Origin of the sequence: Pseudomonas sp. Irchel s3a18 (genome assembly GCF_900187535.1) — a bacterium.
Classification (GTDB): Bacteria; Pseudomonadota; Gammaproteobacteria; order Pseudomonadales; family Pseudomonadaceae; genus Aquipseudomonas.
Genome location: NZ_FYDV01000012.1, coordinates 73,293 through 100,184 on the forward strand (window position 1 = coordinate 73,293; position 26,892 = coordinate 100,184).

The 26,892-nt window shown below is 58.9% G+C and carries 25 protein-coding genes, 3 tRNA genes and 3 pseudogenes; 16 read left to right on the forward strand and 15 right to left on the reverse strand.

The genetic code is table 11. From position 1 onward, the window contains the following. Positions 1–17: 17 nt before the first annotated feature. Positions 18–1,307, reverse strand: a pseudogene (locus CKW29_RS26325) (HAMP domain-containing protein); the annotation flags it as partial. Positions 1,308–1,564: 257 nt separating this feature from the next. On the opposite strand from CKW29_RS26325, the gene CKW29_RS17190 reads away from it, so the two are divergent. Then, positions 1,565–2,881, forward strand: coding sequence for a Na+/H+ antiporter family protein (locus tag CKW29_RS17190; protein ID WP_172736476.1), 1,317 nt, complete (start codon positions 1,565–1,567; stop codon positions 2,879–2,881). Positions 2,882–2,969: 88 nt separating this feature from the next. On the opposite strand, the gene yegQ is transcribed toward CKW29_RS17190, so the two are convergent. After that, positions 2,970–4,295 carry a tRNA 5-hydroxyuridine modification protein YegQ gene (gene yegQ / locus CKW29_RS17195; protein WP_095148873.1) on the reverse strand — a complete coding sequence of 442 codons (1,326 nt, stop codon included), beginning with the start codon at positions 4,293–4,295 and terminating at the stop codon, positions 2,970–2,972. 162 nt (positions 4,296–4,457) lie between these two features. Between yegQ and CKW29_RS17200 the strand changes: the two genes are divergently transcribed. Then, positions 4,458–5,519 (forward strand): AI-2E family transporter, encoded by a 1,062-nt coding sequence (locus tag CKW29_RS17200; protein WP_095143683.1) that lies wholly within the window; start codon positions 4,458–4,460, stop codon positions 5,517–5,519. Here the strand turns inward: CKW29_RS17200 and CKW29_RS17205 are convergent. The 3 genes from CKW29_RS17205 to CKW29_RS17215 all read right to left on the reverse strand — a co-directional run bounded on the left by CKW29_RS17205 (position 5,516) and on the right by CKW29_RS17215 (position 6,571). Then, positions 5,516–5,698: a hypothetical protein gene (locus tag CKW29_RS17205; protein ID WP_095148874.1), complete on the reverse strand. Its 183-nt coding sequence runs from the start codon at positions 5,696–5,698 to the stop codon at positions 5,516–5,518. The two genes, CKW29_RS17200 and CKW29_RS17205, sit on opposite strands and share 4 nt — an antisense overlap. A 104-nt stretch (positions 5,699–5,802) precedes the next feature. Beyond that, positions 5,803–5,997: a hypothetical protein gene (locus CKW29_RS17210; RefSeq protein ID WP_095078877.1), complete on the reverse strand. Its 195-nt coding sequence runs from the start codon at positions 5,995–5,997 to the stop codon at positions 5,803–5,805. 238 nt (positions 5,998–6,235) lie between these two features. Next, on the reverse strand, positions 6,236–6,571 hold the full coding sequence (locus CKW29_RS17215) for a hypothetical protein (protein ID WP_095148875.1): 336 nt from the start codon (positions 6,569–6,571) through the stop codon (positions 6,236–6,238). A gap of 245 nt (positions 6,572–6,816) precedes the next feature. Here CKW29_RS17215 and CKW29_RS17220 point away from each other — a divergent pair, with 245 nt between their 5' ends. Both CKW29_RS17220 and CKW29_RS17225 read left to right on the forward strand, forming a co-directional pair. Beyond that, a complete protein-coding gene (locus CKW29_RS17220; RefSeq protein WP_095148876.1) occupies positions 6,817–7,635 on the forward strand; it encodes a shikimate 5-dehydrogenase in 819 nt (272 codons plus the stop codon). A gap of 120 nt (positions 7,636–7,755) precedes the next feature. Beyond that, positions 7,756–8,274, forward strand: a complete 519-nt coding sequence (locus CKW29_RS17225; protein ID WP_095148877.1) for a cupin domain-containing protein — start codon at positions 7,756–7,758, stop codon at positions 8,272–8,274. A 156-nt stretch (positions 8,275–8,430) separates the two neighbouring features. Here the strand turns inward: CKW29_RS17225 and CKW29_RS17230 are convergent, their stop codons facing one another. Beyond that, positions 8,431–9,075, reverse strand: a complete 645-nt coding sequence (locus tag CKW29_RS17230; protein ID WP_095148878.1) for a YceH family protein — start codon at positions 9,073–9,075, stop codon at positions 8,431–8,433. 138 nt (positions 9,076–9,213) lie between these two features. Here CKW29_RS17230 and CKW29_RS17235 point away from each other — a divergent pair, with 138 nt between their 5' ends. Further along, positions 9,214–9,723, forward strand: coding sequence for a DUF1993 family protein (locus CKW29_RS17235; RefSeq protein WP_095148879.1), 510 nt, complete (start codon positions 9,214–9,216; stop codon positions 9,721–9,723). A 65-nt stretch (positions 9,724–9,788) separates the two neighbouring features. Here the strand turns inward: CKW29_RS17235 and sstT are convergent, their stop codons facing one another. Beyond that, positions 9,789–11,021 (reverse strand): serine/threonine transporter SstT, encoded by a 1,233-nt coding sequence (gene sstT, locus CKW29_RS17240; RefSeq protein ID WP_095143676.1) that lies wholly within the window; start codon positions 11,019–11,021, stop codon positions 9,789–9,791. A gap of 321 nt (positions 11,022–11,342) precedes the next feature. Here sstT and CKW29_RS17245 point away from each other — a divergent pair, with 321 nt between their 5' ends. Beyond that, positions 11,343–12,509, forward strand: coding sequence for an MFS transporter (locus CKW29_RS17245; protein ID WP_095148880.1), 1,167 nt, complete (start codon positions 11,343–11,345; stop codon positions 12,507–12,509). On the opposite strand, the gene nhaR is transcribed toward CKW29_RS17245, so the two are convergent. Next, a complete protein-coding gene (nhaR, locus tag CKW29_RS17250) occupies positions 12,496–13,395 on the reverse strand; it encodes a transcriptional activator NhaR (RefSeq protein WP_095143674.1) in 900 nt (299 codons plus the stop codon). The two genes, CKW29_RS17245 and nhaR, sit on opposite strands and share 14 nt — an antisense overlap. A gap of 136 nt (positions 13,396–13,531) precedes the next feature. Between nhaR and CKW29_RS17255 the strand changes: the two genes are divergently transcribed. The 3 genes from CKW29_RS17255 (at position 13,532) to CKW29_RS17265 (ending at position 15,702) form a co-directional block, all read left to right on the forward strand. Further along, complete coding sequence (locus CKW29_RS17255; RefSeq protein WP_095144062.1) at positions 13,532–13,780, forward strand: hypothetical protein; 249 nt, start codon at positions 13,532–13,534, stop codon at positions 13,778–13,780. A 29-nt stretch (positions 13,781–13,809) separates the two neighbouring features. Next, positions 13,810–14,559: a TerC family protein gene (locus CKW29_RS17260; RefSeq protein WP_095148881.1), complete on the forward strand. Its 750-nt coding sequence runs from the start codon at positions 13,810–13,812 to the stop codon at positions 14,557–14,559. A gap of 468 nt (positions 14,560–15,027) precedes the next feature. Further along, the gene (locus CKW29_RS17265; protein ID WP_095148882.1) at positions 15,028–15,702 is read left to right on the forward strand and encodes a peptidase C39 family protein; all 675 of its coding nucleotides are present in this window, start codon (positions 15,028–15,030) and stop codon (positions 15,700–15,702) included. Positions 15,703–15,769: 67 nt separating this feature from the next. On the opposite strand, the gene pbpG is transcribed toward CKW29_RS17265, so the two are convergent. Next, positions 15,770–16,708: a D-alanyl-D-alanine endopeptidase gene (pbpG, locus tag CKW29_RS17270; protein WP_095148883.1), complete on the reverse strand. Its 939-nt coding sequence runs from the start codon at positions 16,706–16,708 to the stop codon at positions 15,770–15,772. Between the two features lie 235 nt (positions 16,709–16,943). Then, positions 16,944–17,798 (reverse strand): bifunctional methylenetetrahydrofolate dehydrogenase/methenyltetrahydrofolate cyclohydrolase FolD, encoded by an 855-nt coding sequence (gene folD, locus CKW29_RS17275; RefSeq protein WP_095078887.1) that lies wholly within the window; start codon positions 17,796–17,798, stop codon positions 16,944–16,946. Between the two features lie 280 nt (positions 17,799–18,078). On the opposite strand from folD, the gene CKW29_RS17280 reads away from it, so the two are divergent. The 6 genes from CKW29_RS17280 to CKW29_RS17300 all read left to right on the forward strand — a co-directional run bounded on the left by CKW29_RS17280 (position 18,079) and on the right by CKW29_RS17300 (position 19,792). Continuing rightward, positions 18,079–18,155, forward strand: a tRNA-Arg gene (locus tag CKW29_RS17280). A gap of 41 nt (positions 18,156–18,196) precedes the next feature. After that, a tRNA-His gene (locus CKW29_RS17285) sits at positions 18,197–18,272 on the forward strand. Positions 18,273–18,328: 56 nt separating this feature from the next. After that, a tRNA-Leu gene (locus tag CKW29_RS17290) sits at positions 18,329–18,413 on the forward strand. A 164-nt stretch (positions 18,414–18,577) separates the two neighbouring features. Next, positions 18,578–18,718, forward strand: coding sequence for an Arm DNA-binding domain-containing protein (locus CKW29_RS26330; protein WP_371850796.1), 141 nt, complete (start codon positions 18,578–18,580; stop codon positions 18,716–18,718). A 141-nt stretch (positions 18,719–18,859) separates the two neighbouring features. Beyond that, the gene (locus tag CKW29_RS17295; protein WP_095143670.1) at positions 18,860–19,390 is read left to right on the forward strand and encodes a hypothetical protein; all 531 of its coding nucleotides are present in this window, start codon (positions 18,860–18,862) and stop codon (positions 19,388–19,390) included. A 102-nt stretch (positions 19,391–19,492) separates the two neighbouring features. Next, the gene (locus tag CKW29_RS17300) at positions 19,493–19,792 is read left to right on the forward strand and encodes a DUF2514 family protein (protein WP_256584920.1); all 300 of its coding nucleotides are present in this window, start codon (positions 19,493–19,495) and stop codon (positions 19,790–19,792) included. Here CKW29_RS17300 and CKW29_RS17305 read toward each other — a convergent pair. Beyond that, positions 19,789–20,946, reverse strand: a complete 1,158-nt coding sequence (locus tag CKW29_RS17305) for an acyltransferase (protein ID WP_095148885.1) — start codon at positions 20,944–20,946, stop codon at positions 19,789–19,791. The two genes, CKW29_RS17300 and CKW29_RS17305, sit on opposite strands and share 4 nt — an antisense overlap. 193 nt (positions 20,947–21,139) lie before the next feature. Continuing rightward, positions 21,140–21,344: pseudogene (locus tag CKW29_RS26090) on the reverse strand (hypothetical protein). A 255-nt stretch (positions 21,345–21,599) separates the two neighbouring features. Here CKW29_RS26090 and CKW29_RS26095 point away from each other — a divergent pair. Further along, positions 21,600–21,961, forward strand: a pseudogene (locus tag CKW29_RS26095) (DNA adenine methylase); the annotation flags it as partial. A 51-nt stretch (positions 21,962–22,012) separates the two neighbouring features. Here CKW29_RS26095 and CKW29_RS17320 read toward each other — a convergent pair. The 3 genes from CKW29_RS17320 to CKW29_RS17330 are packed head-to-tail and all read right to left on the reverse strand — an operon-like array spanning position 22,013 to position 25,984. Then, positions 22,013–24,049, reverse strand: a complete 2,037-nt coding sequence (locus tag CKW29_RS17320) for an LTA synthase family protein (protein WP_095143667.1) — start codon at positions 24,047–24,049, stop codon at positions 22,013–22,015. 34 nt (positions 24,050–24,083) lie between these two features. After that, positions 24,084–24,695 (reverse strand): hypothetical protein, encoded by a 612-nt coding sequence (locus CKW29_RS17325; RefSeq protein WP_095143666.1) that lies wholly within the window; start codon positions 24,693–24,695, stop codon positions 24,084–24,086. Then, positions 24,692–25,984, reverse strand: coding sequence for an exo-alpha-sialidase (locus tag CKW29_RS17330; protein WP_095148886.1), 1,293 nt, complete (start codon positions 25,982–25,984; stop codon positions 24,692–24,694). The genes CKW29_RS17325 and CKW29_RS17330 overlap by 4 nt, the downstream gene beginning before the upstream one ends. Positions 25,985–26,892: the final 908 nt, after the last annotated feature.

Sequence of the window (26,892 nt, forward strand, 5' to 3'; positions counted from 1 at the left end):
ATCGGCTGCAGTTTGTCGAGGAAGCGGTTGAACCAGCCGGCCAACTGACCGAGTTCGTCGTGCTTGTCGTAGACCAGGCGGCGGGTCAGGTCGCCTTCGCCGCTGGCGATGTCTTCGAGCATGTGCGCCACGCCGAGAATCGGCCGGGTGACGCTGCGCGCCATCAGCCACACCAGCAACAGGCCGATGACCGCCGCCATCAGGCCCAGGCTCAGTTCAATCAAGGTGCCGGTGGTGGTGCGTTCATCGAGTTCGTTCTTGAGAGCCTCCGCCGGGCCTACCAGCACTTTCTCCGGCACGTCGAGCAATACGCCCCAGGCATTGCCGCCTGGAATCGGCTCGAACGGCGACAGCACTTTGAGTTGGCCGTTGCTGTGCAGGCTGTGGGTCTCGCGGCTGCCGCCGAGCATGCGCAGCAATTCAGTACCGCTGGTCTTATCCACCATGTCCAGGCGCTGGCTGAGCTTGCTGGCGTCGGGGCTGTAACCGGCGATCAGGCCCACGGGGCTCAAGATGCTGACGCTGGTCTGGCCATCGTAGAGCTTGTGGCTGGCTTGCTGGCTGATCGCCTGCAGGCTGTTGAGGTTGATGTCAACCGACAGCGAGGCGATGACCTTGCCGTTCACCATCAGCGGGAAGACGATGCTGGTCATCAGCACGTTCTGGCCATCGATCACATAAAAATACGGCTCGATCACACAGGGCTTGAGGGTGGCGCGAGGGCAGGTGAACCAGGCATTGGCCGGCTCGCCGCTAGGGCCGGTGCGGGTGTCGGCCATGTCGCTTTCGGGCAGCGACATCGAGTTCAGCTTGCCGGCGGTCGGTTGCGACCAGTACAGGGCAAAGCGCCCCTTGTCGTTGCTGCCCAGTTCATCCTGGCCGATGAACAGCTCGTCCTTGCCGTCCAGGGCATTGGCTTCGAACACCAGCGACAGGCCGAGCAACTGTGGGTTGGCCTGCAGCGCCGACTTGACCTGCCGGGTCAGGTCTTCACGCAGGTCGAAGGCATCCAGGAAGCGCTTCTCGGCCTGTTCGCGCAGGAACAGCACCTGACGCGAGAACCCGTGACCATATTGATAGGCGTCCATGAACTGCTGACGAATCCCCAACGCCTGGACTTCACCCTGGGCCTCGATGCGTGCCTGGGCGGCTTCGGTGAGCATGGTCATGCTCGACGCCTTGACCAGTTGCGAGCTGTGCTCCATGCGGTACAGCGAAAGACCCACCAGCAGGGTCACGATGCCGGCCAGGCACAGCCCGGCGAGCAGCGTGATTTTCCATTGAATGGAAAGTTGTCTGAGCGACATGGACGCATCCTTATTCGATAAATATCTGCGACTTTGCACTGTAACGGCATCAAAGCCGCTTTCTTGAGCGACCGGCGTGAGGCGACCGATGACGAAAAAGCTTGCCGCTCAACACTTGCAGCTTGCCGCTGCTTGCTTCACAGTGCGCGCCCTCTAATAAAACCTCCTTCAATCCGACGTCGGCGCCTGCAGCCGGCTGGCCGGACTCATTCCGTTTGCGCAGGTTTTACCTGCGACTGTGCTCTGAGGTAACGATGATTAATGCTGTAATTGCCGCGGTTGGCATCATGCTGGTACTCAGCCTGTCCCGCGTGCATGTGGTGATCGCGCTGATCGTGGGGGCGCTGGTGGGTGGTCTGACCGGCGGCCTGGGGATGGAGGGGACGCTCAAGGCATTCAACGGCGGTCTGGGTGGCGGTGCCACCGTGGCATTGTCCTACGCCTTGCTCGGCGCCTTCGCGGTGGCGATTGCCAAGTCGGGACTGGCCCACGCCCTGGCCGACAAGGCCCTGGCCCTGGTCGACCGTCAGGACGCCAACGGCGGCGGTCAGGTCAAGTGGCTGTTGATCGGCCTGCTCTGGGTGGTGGCCATCGCCTCGCAGAACATCCTGCCGATCCATATCGCCTTCATCCCGTTGCTGGTACCGCCGTTGCTGTACGTGCTGACCAAGCTGCAACTGGATCGCCGGTTGATTGCCTGTGTCATGACCTTTGGCCTGATCACGCCGTACATGTTTCTGCCGGTGGGGTTCGGCAACATCTTCCTGAACGAGATTCTGCTGGCCAACGTGGCCAAGAGCGGTGTCGACATCAGTGGCATCAACGTCACCCATGCCATGGGCATTCCGGCCCTGGGCATGGTCTTCGGCTTGTTGATGGCGTTTGTCAGCTACCGTAAGAAACGCGTGTATGACCTGGAGAAAATCGAGCGGGTCGAACAGGTCACGGTGCAATACAACCCGTTGACCCTGATGGTTGCCGGGCTCGCCATCGCCGCGGCGTTCATCATTCAGCTGCTGCTGGATTCGATGATTATCGGCGCGCTGGCCGGGTTTCTGATCTTCTCGGTGTCGGGCGTGGTGCGCTGGCGCGAGACGGACGACCTGTTTACCGAAGGCATGAAAATGATGGCGATGATCGGCTTCATCATGATCGCCGCCTCGGGGTTTGCCGAGGTCATGAAGGCCACGGGTGAAGTGCAGACTCTGGTACAAACCTCGGCCGCGTGGATCGGCCACAGCAAAGGGGTTGGCGCGCTGTTGATGCTGCTGGTCGGCCTGCTGGTGACCATGGGCATCGGCTCATCGTTTTCCACGGTGCCGATTCTCGCCGCGATCTTCGTGCCGCTGTGCGTGCAACTGGGTTTCAGCCCGTTGGCCATCGTCTGCATTGTCGGTACCGCGGGGGCACTGGGCGATGCGGGTTCACCGGCCTCCGATTCGACCCTTGGCCCGACCTCCGGCCTGAACATCGACGGTCAGCATCACCATATCTGGGACACCGTGGTCCCGACGTTCCTCCACTACAACCTGCCATTGCTGGCGTTTGGTTGGGTGGCGGCGATGGTCTTGTAAGCGCACAGCACAGACCTTTCTCGCCTTGATCGTTCCCGCGTGGGGACGATCAAGCGCGGTGGCGACGCTCACGAAACTGCCCCCGGCTTCACCCCTCGCGCACATCGCGCATCAACAACCCGAACTGTAGATCCACCGCATCCGGAATCGGCAGGTAGACGGTGTGCCCGTCGCCGGGCGCCACATCAATGGCTTCACCCTTGGTGTTCTGCAGTTGCTGCAGGTCGAAGTGGAAGTTGCCCTTGGGGGTCATCAGTTCCATGTGATCGCCCAGGGCGAAGCGGTTCTTCACCTTGACCTCGGCCAGACGCTCGTGGCGCTTGCCGGTCAGTTCGCCGACGAACTGCTGGCGTTCCGAGACGGAGCTGCCGCTCTGGTAGTTCTGGTATTCGTCGTGCACGTGACGGCGCAGGAAACCTTCGGTGTAACCACGCTGGGCCAGGGACTCCAGGTCAGTCATCAGGTTGCGGTCGAACGGCCGGCCGGCCACGGCATCGTCGATCGCACGGCGATACACCTGAGTGGTGCGGGCGCAGTAGAAGTGGGATTTGGTCCGACCCTCGATCTTCAGCGAATGCACGCCCATCCGGGTCAGCCGTTCAACGTGCTGTACCGCGCGCAGGTCCTTGGCGTTCATGATGTAGGTGCCGTGTTCGTCTTCGAAGGCGGGCATCAGTTCATCCGGACGGTTGGCTTCCTGCAACAGGAATACCTGGTCGGTGGGCGCGCCGATGCCCAGCACCGGCTCCGGCACAAAGCTCTGGACGATGTCCCCCGTGGCATTTTCCGTGGCCGGTTGCGCCGAGTACTTCCAGCGGCAGGCGTTGGTGCAGGTGCCCTGATTGGCGTCGCGCTTGTTCATGTACCCCGACAGCAGGCAGCGCCCGGAGTAGGCCATGCACAACGCGCCGTGCACGAACACTTCCAGCTCCATGGCCGGTACGTGCTGGCGGATCTCGGCGATCTCTTCCAGCGACAGTTCCCGGGACAGGATGATCCGGCTCAGGCCTTGCTGCTGCCAGAACTCCACGCTCGCCCAGTTCACTGTGTTGGCTTGCACGGACAGGTGGATCGGCATCTGGGGGAAGTGTCGGCGCACCAGCATGATCAGCCCGGGGTCGGACATGATCAGCGCATCCGGGGCCATGGCGATGACCGGTTCCAGGTCCTTGAGGAAGGTTTTCAGCTTGGCGTTGTGCGGGGCAATGTTCACCACCACGTAAAATCGCTTGCCCTGGGCCTGGGCCTCGCGAATGCCGAGGGCCAGGTTGGCGTGATCGAACTCGTTGTTACGCACCCGCAAGCTGTAGCGCGGCTGCCCGGCATAGACCGCGTCGGCGCCGTAGGCGAAGGCATAGCGCATGTTTTTCAGGGTGCCGGCAGGGGCGAGCAGTTCAGGGGTGGCGAGGGTCATGGCGGCATCGATCGCAAAAGCTCGCGAGGGTAAAGCAGATGCGTCAGGTGATTATTGATCTGGATCTATGCCGGGCGAACAAAACAGGGCATTTGGGCGTGCCGCGGCAGACTAACCTTTAAGGCGTAGCGGTCGTCTGCATCTACCTGACCTGGACCGGACATGAACCATTCCTCTGTGCAGAATAAATCGTTGCTGGTGCTATTGGTGCTGGTGACCCTCGCGTTCATCTGGATTCTGCTGCCGTTCTACGGCGCGGTGTTCTGGGCGGTGATACTGGGCATCGTCTTTACGCCCCTGCAGCGCCGGTTGCAACTGAAGTTTGGCTGGCAACGCAACCTGACTGCCCTGTGTACCCTGAGCATCTGCCTGGCGATTGCCATTTTACCGGTGATTATCATCAGCGCGTTGCTGGTCCAGGAGGGTACAGTGCTCTACAAGAGCCTCGAGAGTGGCGAGCTGGACATTGCCGGCTACCTGGCACAGTTCAAGCACGGCCTGCCATTGTATGTTCAGCAGTGGCTGGACCGCGTGGGCATGGGCGAGTTGAGCGGCCTACGTGAGAAAATCGTCAAGAGTGCGATGCAGGGCAGCCAGTTTTTCGCCAGTCAGGCATTCAGTTTCGGTCAGGGCACCTTCGAATTTGTGGTGAGTTTTTTCATCATGCTGTACCTGCTGTTCTTCTTTTTGCGCGATGGCGCCGAACTGGCGCGCAAGATCCGGGCGGCGGTGCCGTTGGCTGAGGATCAAAAGCGCCGTCTGCAGCTCAAGTTCAACCGCGTGGTACGGGCCACGGTCAAGGGCAACCTGCTGGTGGCTGTCACGCAGGGGGCGTTGGGCGGTTTGATTTTCTGGTTTCTGGACATTCCCAGTGCGTTGCTCTGGGCGGTGTTGATGGCGTTTTTGTCGCTGTTGCCCGCAGTGGGGGCCGGGCTTGTCTGGGTGCCGGTGGCGGCCTGGTTCCTGCTCAGCGGCGCGGTCTGGCAGGGCGTGGTGCTGGGCCTGTATGGGGTGTTCGTGATCGGGTTGGTGGACAACGTCCTGCGCCCCATACTGGTGGGTAAGGACACGAAGATGCCGGACTATCTGATCCTGATCTCGACCCTGGGTGGTCTGGCAGTTTTCGGCCTCAATGGTTTTGTCATCGGGCCGTTGATTGCCGCGCTGTTCATCTCAAGCTGGGCGTTGTACGTGGAAACCAAGCCCCGGGTGCAGTTGCCTTAGGCGTTCAGCGCGTAAGTGTCCATGCGTTGCGACAGGGCCTGGGCGGCGGGCAACGACGTGATCGGGCCGCTGATCGGCTCGCCGTCGCGCACCAGGTACCAGCAGGCGAGCAACCCCAGCTCCCTGAGCGAGGGGGGAACGGCACTCCCTACAACGGACATGATCTGGACCCTGGACATAAGCACCTCCATCAATCGATGGCGCTACCTTACGGGCCTGCGGGTCCGACGGAAAATCAACGCGCTCGATAATGGACATCGACGCCCTTGACGTGGGCATCTCGTCAGTCGACGACCTGATCGAGCATGTGCATCACTTCATGGTCGTTGAGCAGGCCTTTGCGCACCAGGTTTTCGGCCAGCAGCGAAAGAAACTTGGCACTGCGGTGACCCTCAAGGTGCTTGAGTTCGGTCAGCGCGCTATAGACCTTGCTGGAGGTGCAGAGGCCAACAATGCGGTGCGGGTTTTGCGTGGGCATGGGCGTCGTCCTTGTTTTTATGAACCGTTTGTGCCGGACAGATCAGAGCTTGCGGTGCACTCATGACATAAATATGACAGTTGTGCGCGCGCCAAGGCTTGGGTTGGATCAATCATGTCAAATTTACACGCAGTCACTGTCCCGGCAGCGACCTTGGCGAGATTTATTCAGACATAGGGCACACCACGGCAGGCCGCCGGTGCGAGTCAGGGGGCCGTTTACGGTAAAGCGCGGGCGCTTACCAGCGTCGACCGTAGTACCCGCGGTGTGGGCCGTAGTAACCACGCGGCGGGCCGTAATACACAGGTGCCGGGCGGTAGTAGACGGGTTGTTGCATGTAGATAGGTTGAGGCTGGTAGTAGACCGGTGGCGGGCTGTAATAGACCGGTTGCTGGATGTACACCGGGCGCTGCGAGTTGGCGATGACCGAGCCTGCTACCACGGCGCCAACCACGGCACCGACGGCGATCGGGGCACCCCAGCCGTAGCCACCACCCCCACCATGAGCCTGCACCTGTCCAGCGACAACGAAAGCACCGATCAACAAGGCAACTGCGGGTAGTTTACGGATCATGATCAATCCTCGGCATTTCGCCCCGGCGCTTGTGTCTGCGATAGACCCAAGGAGTGTCGCGGGGATATCTCTAAGACAGCATTCTTTGCCGAATCTGCGAGGCGTCCGAGTAAATTTTGTGTAAGGTCTGTACCACCGTATTTACCCCGCAACGCCAGCAGGAACGGGCACCTTGTCATGATTGATCAAACCCTGCGGGCTGGCTATTCCCGTCTATCAGAACGTGCGAACGCAAGGAGAACCCTATGCAGATGAACCCGAACAAAGACACCCAATTGTGCATGTCCTTGTCTGGGCGCCCCGGGAATTTCGGCCTGCGATTCCATAACCACCTGTATGAGCAGTTGGGCCTGAATTTTTACTACAAGGCCTTCAGCAGCCAGGATTTACCGGGCGCCGTGGGCGGGATTCGTGCCCTCGGTATTCGCGGTTGCGGCGTCTCGATGCCGTTCAAGGAGGCCTGCATTGCCCTGGTCGATGAACTGGATGCCTCGGCGGCGGCCATTGCGTCGATCAACACCATCGTCAATACCCACGGCCACCTCAAGGCCTACAACACCGACTACATGGCCATCGAGCAACTGCTCAAGACCCATGCCGTGCCGAAGGAAACGTCGTTCGCCCTGCGTGGCAGCGGTGGGATGGCCAAGGCGGTCGCCAGCGCCTTGCGTGATGGCGGCTATCGCAACGGCCTGATCGTGGCCCGCAACGAAAGCGCGGGGCGCGCCCTGGCGGACTCCCTTGGTTATCGCTGGCAAGCAGAACCGGGCGATGAGCGCCCGCAGATGCTGGTCAATGTCACGCCAATCGGCATGGCCGGGGGCCGCGAAGCCGATCAGTTGGCGTTTGAGAACGCTGCCATCGATACTGCAGAGATCGTCTTTGATGTAGTGGCGATTCCCTCGGAAACGCCGCTGATCGTGCGCGCTCGTGAGGCTGGTAAACACGTGATCACCGGACTGGAGGTGATCGCCCTCCAGGCCCTTGAGCAGTTTGTGCTGTACACCGGCGTGCGCCCCAGCGACGAGCAGTTCCGCAAGGCGGTCGCGTTCGCTCGCAGTTGATCGTCCGTGGTGGCCGGGCAGGAAAGGGAGTCTCGGGATGGGCTGCAAAACCGTGCCTATACTTGGCCCTTCACGCATGCAAAGACGTGCTGACCGATAACCCCGTGATCGAGGTTCCCCATGCCCCCTGCCATTATCAATCTGGACCAGGCTGAACTTCAGCCGCTGCCCGACGGCTTTGCCCCGACCGGCGCTGCGGCCCTGCGCTATGCCCCACGCATTGCCCGCCTGGGTCAGCAACTGCATTCACAGAAACTTGGCTACAGCCTGATTGCACTGCCACCGGGCATGCGCGGGTTTCCATTCCATAGCCATCGGGTCAATGAGGAGATGTTTTACGTGGTAGCTGGGGAGGGCGAGGTGCGTCTCGGGGATCAGGCGTTCGCCATCCGTGCCGGCGACGTGATTGCCTGCCCGGCAGGTGGCCCGGAAACGGCGCACCAGATCATCAACACCAGTTCGGGCGAGTTGAGATACCTGGCGGTCAGTACTCAACAATCACCGGAAATTTGCCAATACCCGGATACCGGGAAATACACGGTCATGGATGATTTCAGGGTCGATACCGAAGGCAATGCCACAGGGTTTGTCGCCGTCGCCAACGAGGCCGACGGCGTGGATTACTGGGAGGGCGAATAACTCAGGTCGGGCCTGCAAGCAGCTTGTGGCTTGCACCTACTCTGTGAAGAAGTGGCTTGCCCTGATGCCGTTCACTCTTGACTGAACGGTATCAGGGTGTGCCCGCGATGCATCGCGCCGGGGCGTCATCGTTCATCGCTGGCAACCAGCGGTGTGTTATTCGAGGCGTGCCAGGCGCTCTTCAAGCGCGGCGATTCTGGCCTCCAGCTCTTCAATGCGCTCCACCGACACACCGCTACCGCCACGCTCCACCGGGTTCTGGCGCGCGGCGAGGATGGTCTCGATGTCCTCAGGGTCGCCCAAGGTGTGCATGTAGCGGTCTTCACGCTGGCCCGACTGACGTGGCAGCAGCATGGCAAGGCCGCGGGCAATCAGGCGTTCCAGTTGATGGACCACCTGCTCGGCGTCTTCGAAGTCATGCATGCGGCCACTACGGGTCAGCAGTTCATTGACCGTCTGCGGGCCACGCAGGAGCAGCAGGCCGCTCAGGATCACTTGGGCGGGCACCAGTTCCAGCGCCTTGTCGAGCCGATGTTCCCAGCGGTCGGCACGGCTGCCCATGACCAGCCGGGTGAAACCACGCCCTTCCAGGGCACGCAGGCTTTGCCCGACCTGGCCCTGGCTCAGGTTCATCACCGGTTCACGGCTGGTTTTCTGATTGCAGGCGATGACCAGTGCATTGAGGGTCAGCGGATAGGTTTCCGGGCTGGTGGCCTGTTTCTCGATCAAGGAGCCGAGAATGCGCAGCTCGGTGCTGCTCAGGCGCAGTGCTTCGGTGGACGTCTCTTGTTCAGTGCTCATCGCGCTTTCCCTATGCAGTCGAAGCCGCCTAGCCTAATCCTTGCACGATAAAAGACAAGCCGCGCCGCGCCTCAAGCATGGCTATAATCGCGCCACGTTCCACTCCCTTCACAGCACCCTCCACCCAGCGAGACTGCCATGACTATTTCTCTGTACGCTGCATCCGTTCCGGTCTTCAAGCAAATGCTCAACGCGTTGAGCGATGTGCTGAACAAGGCTGAAGCCCACGCAGCTGCCAAAAACATCGACCCCAATGCCCTGTTGCAGGCCCGACTGTTCCCGGACATGTTCCCGCTGGTGCGTCAGGTACAGATCGCCGTTGATTTCGCCAAGGGCGTTTCTGCCCGTCTAGCGCAAGTCGAGTTGCCGACGTACGACGACAGCGAAGTGACCTTCGCCGAACTGCAAGCGCTGATCGCCAAAGTGCTGTCCTTCATCGACGGTATTGCCCCCGCGCAAATCGACGGCAAGGAAGGCATCGAGATCGTGACCCGTCCCGGCACGCCGAAAGAAAAGCGTTTCACGGGCCAGTCCTACCTGCTGACCTACGGCCTGCCGCAGTTCTTCTTCCACATCACCACCACCTACGCCATCCTGCGTCACAACGGTGTGGAAGTCGGCAAACGCGACTACATGGGCGCGTTCTAAACCCGCAGGCAAAAAGAAGCCCGCCAAGGTGTGAACCTTGGCGGGCTTTTTAACGGGTGTGATTGTTACGCGGTTTGTTCGACTTTCTCTTCCTGGGCCAGGCAGGCCGCAGCGGTGAAGAGCACGTCGGTGGAGGAGTTCAGCGCGGTTTCCGCCGAGTCCTGCAGCACGCCGATGATGAAGCCCACGGCGACCACTTGCATGGCGATCTCGCTAGGAATGCCGAACAGGCTGCACGCCAGCGGAATCAGCAATAACGAGCCACCGGCTACGCCCGAGGCGCCACAGGCACAAATCGCCGCGACCACGCTCAGCAGCACGGCGGTCGGCAGGTCCACGGCAATACCCAAGGTGTGAACCGCAGCCAGGGTCAGCACGGTGATGGTGATGGCCGCGCCGGCCATGTTGATGGTCGCGCCCAGGGGAATCGAGACCGAGTAGGTGTCTTCATGCAGGCCCAGGCGCTTGCTCAACTCCAGGTTGACCGGAATGTTCGCCGCCGAGCTGCGGGTGAAGAACGCGGTGATGCCGCTTTCGCGCAGGCAGGTCAGTACCAGCGGGTAAGGGTTGCGGCGCAGTTTCCAGAACACGATGACCGGGTTCATCACCAGGGCCACGAACAGCATGCAGCCCAGCAGCACGGCCAGCAGGTGCATGTAGCCCAGCAGCGCGTCGAAGCCCGAGGTGGCCAGGGTCGAAGCCACCAGGCCGAAAATGCCCAGCGGTGCAAAGCGAATCACCACGTGCACGATCAGGGTCACGCCGTTGGACAGGTCACCGAGCACTTCACGGGTGGTTGCGCCGGCATGGCGGATGGCCACGCCCATGCCGATCGCCCACGCCAGGATACCGATGAAGTTCGCATTCATCAGGGCGCTGACCGGGTTGTCGACCACGCTCAGCAACAGGCTTTGCAGGACTTCGCCAATGCCGCCGGGCGCGCTGATGGCCACGTCGTGGGTGGAGAGCACAAGGCTGGAAGGGAACAGGGTGCTGGCGACCACCGCAACGGCGGCGGCACTGAAGGTGCCGAGCAGGTACAGGAACAGAATCGGTCGGATATGGGTTTCCTGGCCGTGCTTGTGGTTGGCGATCGAGGCCATGACCAGTACGAACACCAGAATCGGCGCGACGGCTTTGAGTGCGCTGACAAACACTTTGCCGATGAATGCGGTGGACTTCGCCACTTCAGGCGCGAGCAGCGCCAGGACGATACCGGCAATCAGGCCAATCACGATCTGGGTGACCAGGCTGGTGCGTTTGAGTCGTTGCAGGAGAGAAAGCGGTGCTGCAGTCATAGCGGTATCTCTGATTTTTTTAAGGTGCTGTGAATCCAGGGAGGCTGTCCGTCGAGATCGAGAAGGCGGGCAAAACGGATAAGCGCGCGAATTCAGCCTTGGCTGAGGAGCATCCAGTCTTTCGCGGGGGGCGGACTTTATCACAGCGTGGGCGTTATCCTTCAGTCCTGTGACGATCTGCCACCTGGGGTTCACCCTCCGGGATCCGGTTCCCGCCAGCATGATCAGGCGCACTCTGATAAGATTCGCCATCCTCTATTTTCATCTCTCCTCAGTGAGCCTTCGGGCAGTCGCTGGCGTTGTCGTTTTCTGGAGTTACCCATGTTGTTTCCCATCCTGCTGTTGTCAGCCGCCGGTTTCACGGTGCTGACCACGGAATTCATCATTGTCGGCCTGTTGCCCTCGATTGCTCGCGACCTTGATGTCAGCGTTTCCCAGGCGGGGCTGCTGGTGACCTTGTTCGCGTTTACCGTGGCTGCGTTCGGGCCATTCCTGACGGCGTACTTCGCGCGCTTTGAACGCCGCCGGCTGTTTATCAGCGTGTTGATCCTGTTCGGGCTGGCCAACACCCTGGCGGCCCTGGCGCCCAACATTGGCGTGATGGCAGTGGCCCGGTTGATACCGGCGCTGGGGCTGCCGGTGTTCTGGGCGCTGGCCAGTGAAACGGCGGTGGACATCGTCGGGCCGGACTATGCCGGGCGAGCGATTGCCAAGATCGGCTTCGGGATCGTCTGTGCCACAGTCTTCGGGATTCCCGTCGGCACGCTGATATCCGATGCATTCGGTTGGCGCAGTGCCTTTGGCATTCTGGCGCTGATTGCCTTTGCCAAGGCCTTACTGCTGTTTATCTACTTGCCGAAAACCGATCTGCACAACCAGCAGGTGAGTTTCGCTTCGCAGTTCAGGATTCTGCGCAGTCCGTTGATGCAAGGGCATGTGCTGTTGTCGATTCTGGTGTTCAGCGGCATGTTCACCGCCTACACCTACCTGGCCGATATCCTGGAGCGACTGGCCGGTTTCAATGGCACGGTGGTGGGGTGGTGCCTGATGGGGTTTGGTGCGGTCGGCCTGATCGGAAACTCGCTGGGCGGGCGCATGGTCGACCGCCATCCGTTGATTGCGTCGATGGTGTTCTGCGGGTTCATGATCGGCGGCATGCTCGCCCTGGTGCCGAGTATCCATTCGACCTTGGGGTTGGCGGCGGCGATGGGCATCTGGGGCGTGACCCAGGCGGCATTGTTTCTGGTCTGCCATGTGCGCCTGATGAAGGCAGCACCGCAAGCGCCGGCGTTTGCCGCCTCACTGAACATTGCCGGGGGGAACCTGGGAATTGGCCTGGGAGCGCTGGTGGGCGGACGGGTGATCGACACCCTGGGCCTGGCCAGCCTGGGCGTTGCCGCGGCCGGTTTTATCCTGGTGTCGATCCTGTTGGCGCTGCTGTTGATGAAGCTCAAGGCGCCGGTCGTCTGCGCCTCTACAGTGCGGTAAACAGTGCCCGGCGGGCACCTTCGGTAATGGCGACAATGCCCGGGTGCTTGACCTTGCGCTCCACCGAGATGGCGTAGAACGACTCGCTGACCGCATCGGTCTGGCCAATCAACTCGACGCCGTACTGGCGTCTTACCTCATCGGCAATCACGCTGGGGCCGATGAAGATTCCACTGCCGGATTGGCCAAACGCCTGCATCAAGGCGCTGTCATCGAACTCGCCGACGATCCGCGGCTGGATCCGCTGTTCGGCAAACCAGCGTTGAAGACGGCTGCGCACCACGGTTTCCTGGCCGGGAATCAGCAGGGGGGCGCCATGCAGGCAGCGCGGGAAGTCGCTGCCGTAGCGTTCGGCCAACTCCCGAGTGGCGAAGAAGCTGATCCCGCACTCACCGAGTTTCTGGCTGTAGCCCTTGATGTCCAGGTGCGAGGGCATCGGGCTATCGGAAATCACCAGGTCCAGCCGTTGAATCGCCAGGTCGGCCAGCAGGCGTTCCAGCTTGTCCTCGCGACAGGTAATGCGCAGCGGTTCGTGCAGCTCCATGGTCGGTGCAATCAGGCGATAGACGATGGATTTGGGCACCACGTCCGCGACCCCGACCCGAAACAGGATCTGTTGCTCGTTGGGCTGGGCTCGCAGCAGGGCTTCCAGTTCGCCTCCCAGCTGAAACATTTGCTCGGCGTAGGTCAGGGTCTGGCGACCGGCCTCGGTCAGTTCCAGTTGCCGCCCAACCCGTTGGAACAGTTCGATCCCGTAGGTCTGCTCCAGCAGGCTGATCTGCCCGCTGATGGTCTGGGGCGTCAGGTTCAGTTGCTCGCAGGCACGCACAATGCTGCCGGTTTTGGCCACGACCCAGAAGTAATGCAGTTGCCGATAATTGAGCATGGGCACTCGCCGATTCGTAAAAACCGAAGTATAGCTGCTAAAAATACGAATTTTCCTGAAGTATTCCCTTCCTTAGAATGCCTCGCTATCGACGGGCCACTACTTCGGCCGAGTCTGTTCTAACGAGGAAAGCATGATGAAACTCAAATCCCTGACTGCGGTTTCGTTGCTGGCTGTTTCTGCGCTGTTGCTCACTGGCTGTGACCAGGCGGAAAAAAGTGCCCAGCAATTGATGGGCAAGGCCGCCGAATCGGCCAAGCAGGCGATCGACGACACCCACAAAGCGGCGGAGCAGGCCCTGAGCGACGCCACCGGGAACATCATCAATAAAAAGGACCCTTCCGCCGACGACGACAAGCAAGACAGTTCGTCGCAGGAAATCTAATCCGTCTAACACCGAGTCAGGACTGACCCATGGAATACCTTTTACAACTCGCTGCAAGCCCCACTGCCTGGGTCGCCCTGGCCACCTTGATCGTCATGGAGATCGTGCTCGGCATCGATAACCTGATTTTTATCTCGATCCTGACCAACAAGCTGCCGGAACAGCACCGGGCCAAGGCGCGCCGGATCGGTATCAGCATGGCGCTGGTCCTGCGTCTGGGCCTGTTGAGCACCATTGCTTTCATCGTGCAACTGACGGAGCCGGTGATCGAGGTGTTCGGTCACGCGTTCTCGTGGAAAGACATGATCCTGATTGCCGGTGGCCTGTTCCTGTTGTGGAAGGCGACCACGGAAATCCACCACAGCATGGATCCGTCGCCGGATGACCCGACGTCGAAAACGTCGACGGTGACCTTGGGTTTTGCGGCGGCCATCGGTCAGATCCTGATGCTCGACCTGGTGTTCTCCATTGACAGCATCATTACCGCGGTCGGTATGACTGAGCATTTGCCGATCATGATCATCGCGGTCCTGGTGTCGGTGCTGGTGATGTTGTTGGCGGCCGAGCCTCTGGCCAAATTCATTAACGACAACCCGACGGTGGTGATGCTGGCGCTGGGCTTCCTGATCATGATCGGCATGACCCTGATCGCCGAAGGCTTCGGCGCTCACGTACCGAAAGGCTACGTCTATGCGGCCATGGCGTTCTCGGCGGCGATCGAAACGCTGAACATGTTGTCGCGCCGAGCCAGGCAGAAGCAGCTCGCTGAACAGGCTTAAGCCTTAACGGCAGTACCCGACGGTCGTCTGCGCTCGAAAGCGTGCAGACGGCCGTTTTGCTTGATGGGGATACCGATGGCGTCGCTCAATGAGCAGACGCGTGACGCCGTGCAGGTTTCTCGTGTTTAGCGGGGGCTTGCGGTGCTCTGTAGGCATGATGGTGTCTGCGGGTGATGCGCAACACACCCCAAAGCATGGCGGCTGCAACAGCCAGCCAGCCACCTATCAGCATCAGGATTATTGCCATCAGGCTCATCGGTGCCTCCTCTTTGCCCAGCTTCGGGCACTTACGCTTTGCAGGTGTCAGTCTAGCCGCAGATGTGTTGCAGGCTATTGACCAATAGTCGTGAGCCTCCAACCTGTTCGTTCTATCGGCTGCAGGTGACTGCCGTTTACCGCTATAGCGCTGCTATGATCAGTGCTCAAGCCGGAAGATTGCTGACCGGCACCTGAACAAGTGAGTGATTGATGTTGCCGGTACTTCCTCGATTTCGCTTCGCCTTGCTGGCTGCGGCCTGCGTCTTGAGCCTGGCCGGTTGTGCCGGGAGCGTGCAACCTGAAATCAAGCGCCTGCCCGAGCGTGTCGAGCTCAACGGCAGGTTCTACCGCGGCGAGGCTTACCAGGGTGGGCCGCAAACCCTGGCCAGCCTGCTGTTTCAGCAGGGTGTCGTGATCACGCCGGGGTTGCTCGACAAACCGTTGCATTTGCCGGGTGCCGAAGCGCAGCTGCAGCAGAACATGTCGAAGCTGGCGCGTGAATACGGCATGGTCGTGTACCCGCTGGACAGCAACTTGCCGGCGCTGTTGACCCAGGTCGCGGCGGGTTATCCGGTGTTGTTGCGCTATACCGAGGGTTCGGCCTTCTGGAAAGAGCCCAGGTACGCCATTCTTGCCGGGTACAACCGCCAGAAGCAGACCGTGCTGCTGCGCTCGGGCATGAACCGTCGCCTGTTGCTGGACTTCAACGCCTTTGAGTCGGCCTTCAAGGAGGCGGGCGGCTGGGCTGTACTGATTCAGGCGCCGACTCAGGTGCCCGCCAGTGTCGACCGGCAGCGTTGGCTGAGCGCGGCCAATGACCTGGCCCAGGCGGGGCAGGAACAGGCCGCTGCCCGGGCGACCAGGGCGTTGAACACCCAGCCATGAAAAACGGCGCCCTGAGGCGCCGTTTTCGATGAAGGTCCTGACGGGTGTCGGGGCCTTGATGAGTGCGTTACTCGGCGGTCTGGGCCACGCCGGTCTGGCGGCTTTTCAGGTTCTTGTCCGCTTTGTAGCGCAGGGCCGCTGCCGGCACCGGGCTGCTCTTGCCGGTTTCAACCCACTGGCGGATGCGGGTGGCGTCGGCGAAGTGGGTGTATTTGCCGAAGGCGTCGAGAATCACCAGCGACACCGGGCGATCCCCCATGCGGGTAACCAGTACCAGGCAGTGCCCCGCCTTGTTGGTGAAGCCGGTCTTGGTCAGCTGGATATCCCAATTGTCCTTGCGGACCAGGTGATCGGTATTGCGAAAGCCCAAGGTATAGCTGGGCTTGCGGAACGCCACGGTTTTTTCCTTGGTGCTGCTCAACTCGCTCAACATCGGGTACTTGCGTGCCGCTTGCAGCAATTTGCTTAGGTCGCGTGCCGTGGACACGTTACTGGTGGACAGGCCGGTCGGCTCGACGTAGTGGGTGCTGGTCATGCCCAGCGCCTTGGCCTTGGCGTTCATGGCGGCAATAAAGGCGGCATAGCCACCCGGGTAGTGGTGGGCCAGGCTCGCGGCCGCGCGGTTTTCCGAGGACATCAGGGTGATCAGCAGCATTTCCTTGCGCGACAGCTCGCTATTGAGCTTGACCCTCGAGAACACGCCTTTCATTTCCGGGGTGTTGCTGATCGTCACGGAAATGTACTCATCCATATTCTGCTTGGCTTCCAGCACCACCAGGCCGGTCATCAGCTTGGTCACCGAGGCGATGGGCACCACGACATCGGGGTTGCTCGCATAGACGATTTTGTTGGTCTGCAAGTCGATCAGCATGGCGCTGCCCGAGGCGATATGCAGTTTCGAAGGGTCGCGAGGTGCCGCAGTGGTTTCACCAGCATCGACGTTCGACGTGATGGCAGTGCCTGAAAATGCAAACAAGAGACTCAGGATAGAAAGACGGATTTTCACGCGAGTAGGCTCGATAAATGTGGGTATGCCGTTGTGCAACGGGCTTTTTCCAGAAATACGTTACATTTTATGAGCGTAGTTGAGGAACTGTCGAATGTTCTTCGGGGGGCAGATGAAAGTCCTTGTTTTCGACTAAAAAACAGGGGTTTTCGACGAACAGCCTTAAGGCCGTCCATAAACGAGAAACCCCGCCGGATGGCGGGGTTTCTTGTACGGCATCAGTGGAACGCCACACTCAGCCGTGCAGGGTTTCCGCCGCGTAGAGCGTGTTTTCCAGCAGGCAGGCACGGGTCATCGGGCCAACGCCGCCAGGTACCGGGGTAATCCAGCCAGCGCGGGGCAGGGCGGTGTCGTAGATCACGTCGCCGACCAGCTTGCCATCTTCCTGGCGGTTGATGCCGACGTCGATGACGATGGCGCCTTCCTTGATCCACTCGCCCTTGACCAGGCCCGGCTTGCCGGCGGCCACGACCACCAGATCGGCGCGGCCGACGTGGCCGGCCAGGTCCTTGGTGAAGCGGTGGGTGACGGTGACGGTGCAGCCGGCCAGCAACAGTTCCATCGCCATCGGGCGACCGACAATGTTGGAGGCGCCGACCACCACTGCGTTCATGCCGTACAGGTCGGCACCGGTGCTTTCCAGCAAGGTCATGATGCCTTTAGGCGTGCATGGGCGCAGCAGGGGGATGCGTTGTGCCAGGCGGCCGACGTTATAAGGATGGAAACCATCGACGTCTTTGTCCGGGCGAATGCGCTCCAGCAGTTTGGAGGCATCCAGGTGTTCAGGTAGAGGCAGCTGCAGCAGCACGCCGTCGATGTTCGGGTCGTCATTAAGACGGTCGATCAGGTCGGTCAGGGCTTGCTGGGTGGTGTCAGCGGGCAGGTCATAGGCTTGGGAGAGGAAGCCGACCTCTTCACAGTCTTTACGCTTGTGCGAGACATAAACCTGAGAGGCGGGATCGCTGCCGACCAGGATCACCGCGAGGCCGGGCGTGCGCAGGCCTTGCTCGCGACGCTCGGCGACACGTTTGGCGATCTGCTGGCGCAGGCTGGCGGCGATCGATTTGCCGTCGATTAGTTGTGCTGTCATTGCGCGTGATTAACCATCGAGAGGGGGAAGAAAAGAGAGCGCATTCTCGCATGTCAGGGCGTGAGGGCAAAGGCGCTTGGTCTGCAAATTCCCCTAACCCCTTAAATAAAATGAATTTTTTTTAAAAAAGAGTTGACGACCTTCGGACTCACCTATAACATTCGTCGCACTTGTCGGGCACAGCCTAGCACTGGTTAAGAAGGTTGATCAGAATTGATGTTTGATTCGGTGAGACTGAAAGCACTTAGTTTGTAATCGTCCAAGAATACAGATTAACAAGGCGCCCGTAGCTCAGCTGGATAGAGCATCCGCCTTCTAAGCGGATGGTCGCAGGTTCGAGTCCTGCCGGGTGCGCCAATTAGGCAGCTTTGGCACAAGTAACGCAACATGGCAATATGGTGGGCGTAGCTCAGTTGGTAGAGCACGGGATTGTGACTCCCGTTGTCGAGGGTTCGATCCCCTTCGTCCACCCCATATTTAGAAAGGCGCCAGATTAATAGTCTGGCGCCTTTGCTTTAAAAGCTTGATACGCGGATGTGGTGGAATTGGTAGACACACTGGATTTAGGTTCCAGCGCCGCAAGGTGTGAGAGTTCGAGTCTCTCCGTCCGCACCAAACAAGTATTCGCAGTGATTCACCATAGTCCGCGAAACCCAACAGAAAGCCGCCTAGTGCGGCTTTTTTGTTGCCTGGACGTTCCTTGGTCGTTCGCCACGATCCGCAAAACTTTAGTGCATTCATCGGTGCCTCTTATTGTGTGACCTTGTGGTGAGGTACTAATGCCCCTCACTGACACTGCCGTCAGGCAAGCAAAACCCAAAGAAAAACACTACAGCCTCAGCGACACGGGCGGTCTGTCCCTGTTCGTAGCCAGCAAAGGCTCGAAAGCGTGGCACTTCCGTTTTTCATGGTGCGGATAGCAACCACGCATATCCCTGAGCACCTACCCAGATGTTTCCCTCAAAGATGCGCTAGAGCTCCGTGACGGAGTTCGTGAGCTGGTTGCCAAAGGCATTGAGCGCTCGGAGCGACGTCAGTTCCAGCAGACTACCGGCGCCGACGTGACCAACACCTTCGCCGCAGTGGCTGAACGCTGGTACATCTTCAAGCGTCCACGCCTGACTGAGCAGCCAAGGGCAGCGCGAAGCAGTCCCGCCTGTACCTGGAAAGACCTTCTGCTTGCTCTCGGCAAAATCCCCATCTGCGAAGTGAGGCGCGCCGATCTACTGATCGTGATCCGCCGCATCGAAAAGCGTGGCGCCCTCCATGTAGCCGAGAACTGCCGGACATGGATGAAGCAGATCTTCAGCTTCGCCGTTGCCGAGGGCATCATCGACGCGAGCCCCGCAACTGACCTGGAAGCTCTTGCTGCGATTCAGCCACCGGTTAGTCATGCCCTGATTCTTCGCGGTGACTATGAGCTTAAGTTCTTCCTCGCAAAGCTTCGTGAGTTCCGCGGGCGCATGTTCACCGGCGGCGCGATTAGCCTTCTTCTATTAACAGGCGTCCGGGCGGGCGCGCTCCGCAATGCGTCCCTCGAGCCAGTTCGATCTCGAAAACGCACTCTGGACCCATTCCGGCCGAGGTCGTGAAGCGGTTGCGCAGTAGGGTGAGATTGGAGGGGGGGCAAGGTTTCGCCGTACCTGGCACCGCTTTCGCGCCAGGCCGTGGAAGAAGTGAAAAAGGTCATGGCGATGACCGGCCGCTTCAAGTTGTGTGGTCGCCGGTACCGTGCTGGATCCTACCGGCGGCGTCACGCACTATTGCGCGACCACCATGCCCAAGGTTCCCGTCGCCTCTCAGCCAGTCAAAGCAGCGGGCATTCCTGCACTGCCGCCGCAAGCCAGGCGGCTACCCGCGCCGTCCTGGTGCTTGCCGATGTGCTTAAGCGCGCTGATCAAAGAGCGGGAGACTTGGCAGCTACTGCTGACCAAGCCAGCTCCCGCGGAGTAATTTGCGAGCATTCGTATGATGTCGTCTCAAAGGCTAACTAGGCACTTTGCGCCACGCTCACGACTGGTTGAGTTGCCTTCGTCTTGCTCATGAATCTCTTCTCTATGTTTACAAATGTGAATGTAGAGAGTGCGACAATCACAGGTATTGTCGCGAAGTTTATCGACCAGAAAGTTAATTTGTCGATGGTTGAGAGATCTACAAATACGGACGCTATTTTGAAGGCGATAAACAGCACCGGTAGATGGACAAGGTATATGCTGTAGCTTATGTCACTCAGTCTGTTGAGGAACTGGTAGTGCAGGAATGAAGGGTTTGCGATGGTTATGGATATGAAGAATAGCGTTGTAAGAATGAATCGTATTGCTCCATAGCCTGGCACCTCAACTAGTCCGCATGTTAATGCGAATGCAGGTATGGCTATGAGCATTGCAGATAATTTTACTGCTTTGTTTTTTATGGAGATCTTGTGAATGCTCGCTGCTGCTATACCGGACAGGAAGTAGACCCAGCAAACAAGAGCAGAATAACCAAGGTCTATAGCTGCCAAAGCCATGGCGATAACCATGATGATGGTCTTGTATTTTGATCTGTAAAATATGGCGACTAGCGGCAGTACGGCGTAGAACCGCCATTCATGGATCAGCGTCCACGTGACAGAGCTCAGTGGAACCAGGGAAATGCCGCCGATTTTCATCGGGTTGTCTACGAAGTTGAAGGATAGCAGCCCAGATATTGTGATCAGTGATTCTTTGTCTAAGATATTAAATCCTGAGAATGAGGCAGTTATCAAGAAGACCAGCAAAGAGGTCGCGTAATAAAGTGGAGCTACGCGCTTTATTCTTGATATGAAAAACTCTGTCCAGTCTATTTTTTCTGTTTTGATTATCTTGTCAAAAAACAAAAAACCAGTGATGCAGAAAAATATCTGAACGCCGAAAGATCCAAGGTTCGGATATAGCTGGCCCCAAGAGGAGAAGATGGTGTTTGTTATGCCCATGTTGGAAAGTGCAAATGGCGCATGATTTATAAAGACGAATACTGCGGCCAGTCCACGCATGCCATTGATGAATTTGTATTCGTGGCGTACTTCTGCGTTTTCGATGTTCGTTTTGAATAGTGATGAAAATACGATAAATACGATAACTATCGCTAATGTAAATGCGGTTATCTCAAGTGAGTATTCAGTTTTCATTGCTTTGGGGCGCTCATATAGTGCTTTCCACGTATTGGTTTCCTGGCAAAGCCTCCAAGCCTGCCTGCCGGGGATGATAAACGATGCAGGGACAATGGTTGAAAATCATTCGGGGGCAGTATGCCGATTGGTGCTCGATGCCAGGCTGCGGTCGGCATATTCGGCTTGAGTGGTTCAGGGGTAGCTAACTGCCTTACTGCAGCGTCATGAGCACGGCCCGCGCCATCTTGATGAGCTCTTCATTCCGGTCGATCGTGACCAATGCACCACGTGCGTTTTCGGCGACTTCTGCCGCGCCGCTCAACCCAGAGCGTGAGCTCTATGATGGCAGCCTCGAGGGCGAGTTGGTTTTCGTTGATCTTGAATAGCAGGGAAGGGAGCAGGTCCGAGTTTGGCATCGTAAATCCGCCGTGGAGTTTTCAGCATGGCAGCGCGGGAATGAGTGGATGGGGAGAGGTGTTCGGTCTGCAGGTCGTCGGGTAAGTGGCGTCAATACAACCCAAACATTCTCGATGCCTTGGCGGTAGAGACACAGCCCGTTTCGGTTAAGTTGAGCTGATCCGGCAACAATGGGTTAGTACATGTATTGGTACATCTGAATGTTGCTTGTGTTGTAGTGTCAAGCAATTACTAGGGTCTTTTGGTTTGTTTCGAGTCTCTCGGTCGCATGGCAACATCTGTCCGGCACCTGCGTCGAGAGTTTGCACGGGCTTGAATGCACCGAGCGCTATGGCCGTGCCCATACCTTCCACTACGCAGGTCGCGGGGTAAGGGGTGGATTTTCGTTCGAGAACTGCGTGCGAATGGCCGATTTCATGCGCCGTTGCACGTGGTAGGGTGATGGTCAGCATCAACGACCACCCAAGCATCCGCCGGGTGTTTTTTGGGGGGGGAGTACGTTGAGATGCTGGATACCCGATACACCAAGACCAGCCAGCGGCAGGGAAAGGCCGATGTCAGAAGTGAGCTGCTGATCATGAGCTGGGAGTCAGCAGCGTTGGGCGGGTCGTTTTGACGTCAGTGCTTTCGAGCTAAAACGGCCAGCGGCCGTTTAGCTCGTGTCATGTCACTTGCGCACGTTCTGGAACAGCATCAGCCTTGAAGTTTCATGCATGCCACGGGTCAGCAGCGTCAGGCGTTTGAACTCTTCAGGGTGTTTCTCGGCCACGTTGTCCCGTGGAGTCGTTGAGGCCAGGTCGTGGAGGGTTGGCGAGCTGCCATCGTGCTCCATCTGCACCATATAATGTTGAGTCACGCCCGCAATCAGCGGGAACGTTCCCTCGCGTAATACCAGTGGTACCACGCGTTCACCTTCGGGGGCGGGCTGCTGAATGTCGCGCCCCATGCCGCTGTTGCGAAACTCAAGACCGACCATGCCCGCCACGGTTGGCAGCAAGTCCGCCAGGCCAACCGCTTCCTCGACCGTGCGCGTCCCAAGCAAACCCGGCGCGTGTATGATCATGGGCACTGCATTGCTTTCCAGGCCCAGTTGCTCATAAGCCGGCGCCAGGAACGGAATCTGGGCGATTCGGGTGTTATGGTCGCCAAACAGCACGAAAATGGTGTTGTCGTAGTAGCCGCCAGCCTTGGCTATTTCCATCAGGCGCCCGATGTTGAAGTCCAGCAGGCGCACAGCGTTGTACTGTTCAACACTGCGCGATCCGGCGGCCTGGACTTCTGCCAGGGTTGGGTGCTTGACCTCGAATCCATCGTTGGTCTTGGGGATCGTGAAGGGGCGATGGTTGCCGGCCGTCTGCACATAGGCAAAGAAGGGTTTGTCCTTGGGCAGTGCTTGCAGGACTTTGTCGGTTTCCTTGAACAAGTCCAGGTCCGAGATCCCCCAGACATCCACTGCCGGAGATTTCCAATCCCGTTCTTCGAGCAGGCGAACGCCGTCGATGCTTTGCCGGATCAAGGCATTCATATTGGCCCAGCCGGAGTTACCGCCAATGGTGTAGATCTTCTCGTAGTCGGCGAAGGCATTGATCAGGGTGTGCTGATTGGTGATCAGCGGATTGCGCGTTGCGGTTTCCTGGCGCGTGACGTCAGGCACCCCGCTAATACTGGCCCAGACGGTTTTTGCGGTCCCCGTCACCGGCACATAGAAGTGCTTGAAAAACCAGCTCTGGGTGGCCAGGCGATCGAGATTGGGCGTCGGATTGATCGGGTTTCCGTAGGCCCCGACGGCGCTGGTGCCCAGCGATTCAAGCATGACAAACATCACGTTCGGTGGTCGCGAGCCCGGTACTTTGTAGGGTTGTGGTGCCTGGTGGCGTACGAAGTTCATGGTGTGTGGATCGGGCTGATCAACGCCCAGGTAGTTGGCCATGACCGCATAGTGCTCGCGCACCTGCGCTTCGTCATAGCGCGACTGACCGACCTTGACCGTGTCGTAGAGGAAAATCACGGGGTTCAGACCCAGCGCAGCGATCTGGTTGTTGCCCGAGAAGAAGGCATCGCTCCAGCGCAGTGGGACGGGGTTTTCCAGGTTAATGTTTTCGACGCGGCCCAAAATACCCAATAGCACCAGCACGACCATCAATGCGCTACCCCATGTGGCGGAGAACGGGTGAATGGTTTTGCTGGGGCGGTCAAGCGTCAAGCGTTCCAGGCGCACCAGGACCAGTGTCACCACCGCGACTGTTGTCAGCCAGCCTAGCGAAATCCAGATGACCGGGTAGGATTGCCAGATCATGCCACGGGATATTTGCGCATCATCGATGAAGCGCAGCACGGTAGCGTTGATCCTTACGCCCAGGTAGGCGTAGTGGCCAAAATCGATGATGTAGACCAGCAGCAGAGCGCTGAGGGTGGTGGCCAGATATACCCGTGCGATCCGGCGCACCAGGCGGCTGCTGACAAGGTTCCAGCGGGGGAGCCACGCCAGCAATGCCAGCGGCAGCATTATCAGGATGGCCAGGCGCAGGTCGAAACGAAAGCCGATGCCCAGGGTTTCCAGGATGGCTTGTTCGTCGATCAGGGCTCTGGCGTCGAAACCGGAAAAACCGAAAAAGAACACCGTCCGCAGCAGTGCAAACAGCGCAAACATAGTTGCCGTTGCGCCAAGCCAGTAATGCAGGCGTCTCGAATGCAGCCAACCCATCCATGCTCCCCTTATTGAATAATGTCGTTGAGTTTCAAACGGATCCGTTTGATGCGCAGCCGCGTAGCATGTTTAGCCGATCGTAGGTCCAGCGTGTGGCGCGTATCAACAGTGCCGTACAGCAATACAGGCCGAGCAGTGGATCAATCAGGTAATCCCAATAATTCTGCGAAGGCTTGATTTCGATGATGAAGGCGAGTGTCGCGCAGGCCAGCATCACGACGGCCAGGTAGTTACGCAGGTAAAACAGGCCCAGAGTGAGCAGTGCGACGAACAGCAGTAATGGGCGCGGGCTGAAGCCGAGTCGATAAGGGTCCAGGTCGCTCAATCCCAGGGTTGCTGGATACAGCGCCAGGGCCGCCGCGGCGAAGAGAATCAAGACGCTGCTTTGACCTTGCAGGGCAGGCGGCAAGACATCCAGTCGGCGCAAACACCCCCAGGCCAGGAGCACCAGGGTCGTAACCGCCAGGTCATCGATATGGCTGCGCAAGTACGCGGCCAGTGACAAGCCGTCAAGCGGTATGAAGCTGGCAGCCAGCAAGGCGAGCAAGAGCGTCAGACCGCCAACCCGCTTCAAGCCGAATGAGGGTAGCAGCAGGAAGATGATCATCGCGAAGCTGATATGGGCCTGCCAGAGATTGTTCAATGGGTACGCTCCGCCAGCCACGCTTCGTTGAAGGTGACGTGTTTGATAAAGGTGTTGTTCCAGGAATAAACCAGGTGATACAGCCCGTCTGGGCTGCGAATGAAGTAAGGGTACTCGTATTCAAAGTCACACCCTTGTTTTTTACAGACGCGGCCGTTGAGGTTGTTCAGGAACTGCGCCTCCAGCGGTTGGCGCAGCGCGCCACTGGAGTCGCGAAACTCTTTGCCAATGATTTCCTTGTAGGCCTCGGGTGAAAACGCGTCGCCCTCTGGGTCGGGGGATTTGTCCAGGTCTCGCAATGAATGCCAGTCGGCCATTTCGGCGTCGGTCCTGTAAAGGCTCAGCTTGAAGCGCCCCTCTTGCAGGTCATTGAGTGCGACCAGCAACCCATGTTCGGGCGTCGCGACGGCCGCCAGCGAGGAATTCGGATTCGATGGGTCGAGTGGGTAGGGTTCACTCCAGGTTTGCCCTGCATCTTCAGTGCGGGACGCCAGCACGCGGTGGTGGGTGTCACCGGCGTAACGCAGCATGGCGATACCGCGCTGGCCATCCAATGGAACCACCGTGGGTTGCAATGAATTATTGCCATGGCTGATGCGGTACTTGTCGATCACATTTCCGTCTGCGCTCAGGTACAGGTACTCGGCAAACTTGCCCAAAAACTCGTGGTATACCGGCAAGCCGATGGAGCCGTCGGCATGAAATACCGGTGCTGAGCGGACCAGTGTGCTGATATTCAGAAAAGGTGACGTGATCAGTTGGCGTGGCGCGGACCACTGACGGCCAAAGTCATTCGAGACCATCACGTTGACCGCACTGCCGGCCCAGCCGCCCATGGACACCGACACGTAGAACAGCCAGAGGCGATTGTCCGGCGCGAGGGCAACAACCGGGTTGCCTAGTTTGCGAATGTGTTTTCGAGTGCCCTGTTCAGTCGAATCCCGGGTTACCAGTACCTGCTCGGCACCCCACTCGCCGGTTTTTGCGTCAAAACGGGCAGAGCGCACTTGCACATCGGCTGCGCCTTCGCGAGTGCCGGCGAACCAGACCGCCATCAGGCTGCCGTCAGGCAGGGCGGTTACTGCCGAAGAGTGCACGAAGTCCACCAGCCCGGAAGAGGCGAATCGGCTGGTGTAAATGGGCTTGGCGGCATCGGCCACGGCCGGCACCGGTTTCATCAAGGCAAACGTGGAATGCACCGGGGCGGGATGGGTGAACCATGCGGCGAAAAACAAGCAACAAAGGGCAAGGTAGCCACCGAAAACGGGGCTGGGGCGTTTGATGCGCATACTTAAGGCATCTCCTGGCCCGATAAAGCGCCGCAAAGTATCACGGCGGGACGCCAGTCTGATTGCATTGGGCTGTTACATTGTAAGTGAATGCTGCTGTTTCTTGACCGTTTTGCCGGAGCCGTGCGTCGGACGATACTGTCAGCGCGGGTTCAGACTGCTCAATTCCAGCCACCCTCCGACGTCGAGCGGGTAATCCATCTTCATGTGTGGTGTGGGGCATGGAGGTGCCTATGAAGCCGGGGTGGTTCATATGTCGAAAACCCTCCTTGAGATCTTCAGCGTAGCCGCATGGGCTGGGCGCAGCAGAGGGGGGCTGTTCGGTCGGCAGAATGTCGGAGCAGTAGCATCAATAAAAACCGAGCATTCTCAATACCTTGGCGGTAGAATCGCAGCCCGTTTCGGTTAAGTCGAACTGGTCCGGTGGTAACGGATCAGTACAGCTGTAAGTGTACTTGAGGGGGGCTTGCATTGTCAGGTCCAGCAACGGCGGGAGTTTTCGGGTTTATTTCGAGTCTCTCTGTCACCCTGTAAGTAGCTATTTGATAGCAGATAACGGCGCAGTACCTGAAAAGGGCTGCGCCGTTTTTGTTTCAGACGTTCGAGTTTTTTCGATATGACGGTGGGTTTTGTGCTGGTAGGGTGTACGGCTCGTCGAAAACATGTTTCACGATGATGCCCGATTTGCCCGTCGGTCTCCTGGCGAGGCCGCAACCAGGGAGAAGCCGACCGGTTCCTTCTATATATAGAAGGGGTGGTGCAGAGCCCTGGCGTGATTCGCTGTATTTGCTCTCATGGCGAGGCTCAACCGTTTGTCCTCGCCGCTAAATGGCCTGCTGCGTTTTTACCCGTTTTCAGTAGGGTGACTTCTTGAGTTTGACCCACTAGAATGCATGCCCTTGATTCTG

Excerpts from the sequence above, each read along its gene's own strand:
- yegQ (WP_095148873.1), bottom strand. The coding sequence starts at position 4,295 with ATGACCCTCGCCACCCCTGAACTGCTCGCCCCTGCCGGCACCCTGAAA.
- CKW29_RS17200 (WP_095143683.1), top strand. The coding sequence starts at position 4,458 with ATGAACCATTCCTCTGTGCAGAATAAATCGTTGCTGGTGCTATTGGTG.
- CKW29_RS17205 (WP_095148874.1), bottom strand. The coding sequence starts at position 5,698 with ATGTCCAGGGTCCAGATCATGTCCGTTGTAGGGAGTGCCGTTCCCCCC.
- CKW29_RS17210 (WP_095078877.1), bottom strand. The coding sequence starts at position 5,997 with ATGCCCACGCAAAACCCGCACCGCATTGTTGGCCTCTGCACCTCCAGC.
- CKW29_RS17215 (WP_095148875.1), bottom strand. The coding sequence starts at position 6,571 with ATGATCCGTAAACTACCCGCAGTTGCCTTGTTGATCGGTGCTTTCGTT.
- CKW29_RS17220 (WP_095148876.1), top strand. The coding sequence starts at position 6,817 with ATGCAGATGAACCCGAACAAAGACACCCAATTGTGCATGTCCTTGTCT.
- CKW29_RS17225 (WP_095148877.1), top strand. The coding sequence starts at position 7,756 with ATGCCCCCTGCCATTATCAATCTGGACCAGGCTGAACTTCAGCCGCTG.
- CKW29_RS17230 (WP_095148878.1), bottom strand. The coding sequence starts at position 9,075 with ATGAGCACTGAACAAGAGACGTCCACCGAAGCACTGCGCCTGAGCAGC.
- CKW29_RS17235 (WP_095148879.1), top strand. The coding sequence starts at position 9,214 with ATGACTATTTCTCTGTACGCTGCATCCGTTCCGGTCTTCAAGCAAATG.
- sstT (WP_095143676.1), bottom strand. The coding sequence starts at position 11,021 with ATGACTGCAGCACCGCTTTCTCTCCTGCAACGACTCAAACGCACCAGC.
- CKW29_RS17245 (WP_095148880.1), top strand. The coding sequence starts at position 11,343 with ATGTTGTTTCCCATCCTGCTGTTGTCAGCCGCCGGTTTCACGGTGCTG.
- nhaR (WP_095143674.1), bottom strand. The coding sequence starts at position 13,395 with ATGCTCAATTATCGGCAACTGCATTACTTCTGGGTCGTGGCCAAAACC.
- CKW29_RS17255 (WP_095144062.1), top strand. The coding sequence starts at position 13,532 with ATGAAACTCAAATCCCTGACTGCGGTTTCGTTGCTGGCTGTTTCTGCG.
- CKW29_RS17260 (WP_095148881.1), top strand. The coding sequence starts at position 13,810 with ATGGAATACCTTTTACAACTCGCTGCAAGCCCCACTGCCTGGGTCGCC.
- CKW29_RS17265 (WP_095148882.1), top strand. The coding sequence starts at position 15,028 with ATGTTGCCGGTACTTCCTCGATTTCGCTTCGCCTTGCTGGCTGCGGCC.
- folD (WP_095078887.1), bottom strand. The coding sequence starts at position 17,798 with ATGACAGCACAACTAATCGACGGCAAATCGATCGCCGCCAGCCTGCGC.
- CKW29_RS26330 (WP_371850796.1), top strand. The coding sequence starts at position 18,578 with ATGCCCCTCACTGACACTGCCGTCAGGCAAGCAAAACCCAAAGAAAAA.
- CKW29_RS17300 (WP_256584920.1), top strand. The coding sequence starts at position 19,493 with ATGACCGGCCGCTTCAAGTTGTGTGGTCGCCGGTACCGTGCTGGATCC.
- CKW29_RS17305 (WP_095148885.1), bottom strand. The coding sequence starts at position 20,946 with ATGAAAACTGAATACTCACTTGAGATAACCGCATTTACATTAGCGATA.
- CKW29_RS17320 (WP_095143667.1), bottom strand. The coding sequence starts at position 24,049 with ATGGGTTGGCTGCATTCGAGACGCCTGCATTACTGGCTTGGCGCAACG.
- CKW29_RS17330 (WP_095148886.1), bottom strand. The coding sequence starts at position 25,984 with ATGCGCATCAAACGCCCCAGCCCCGTTTTCGGTGGCTACCTTGCCCTT.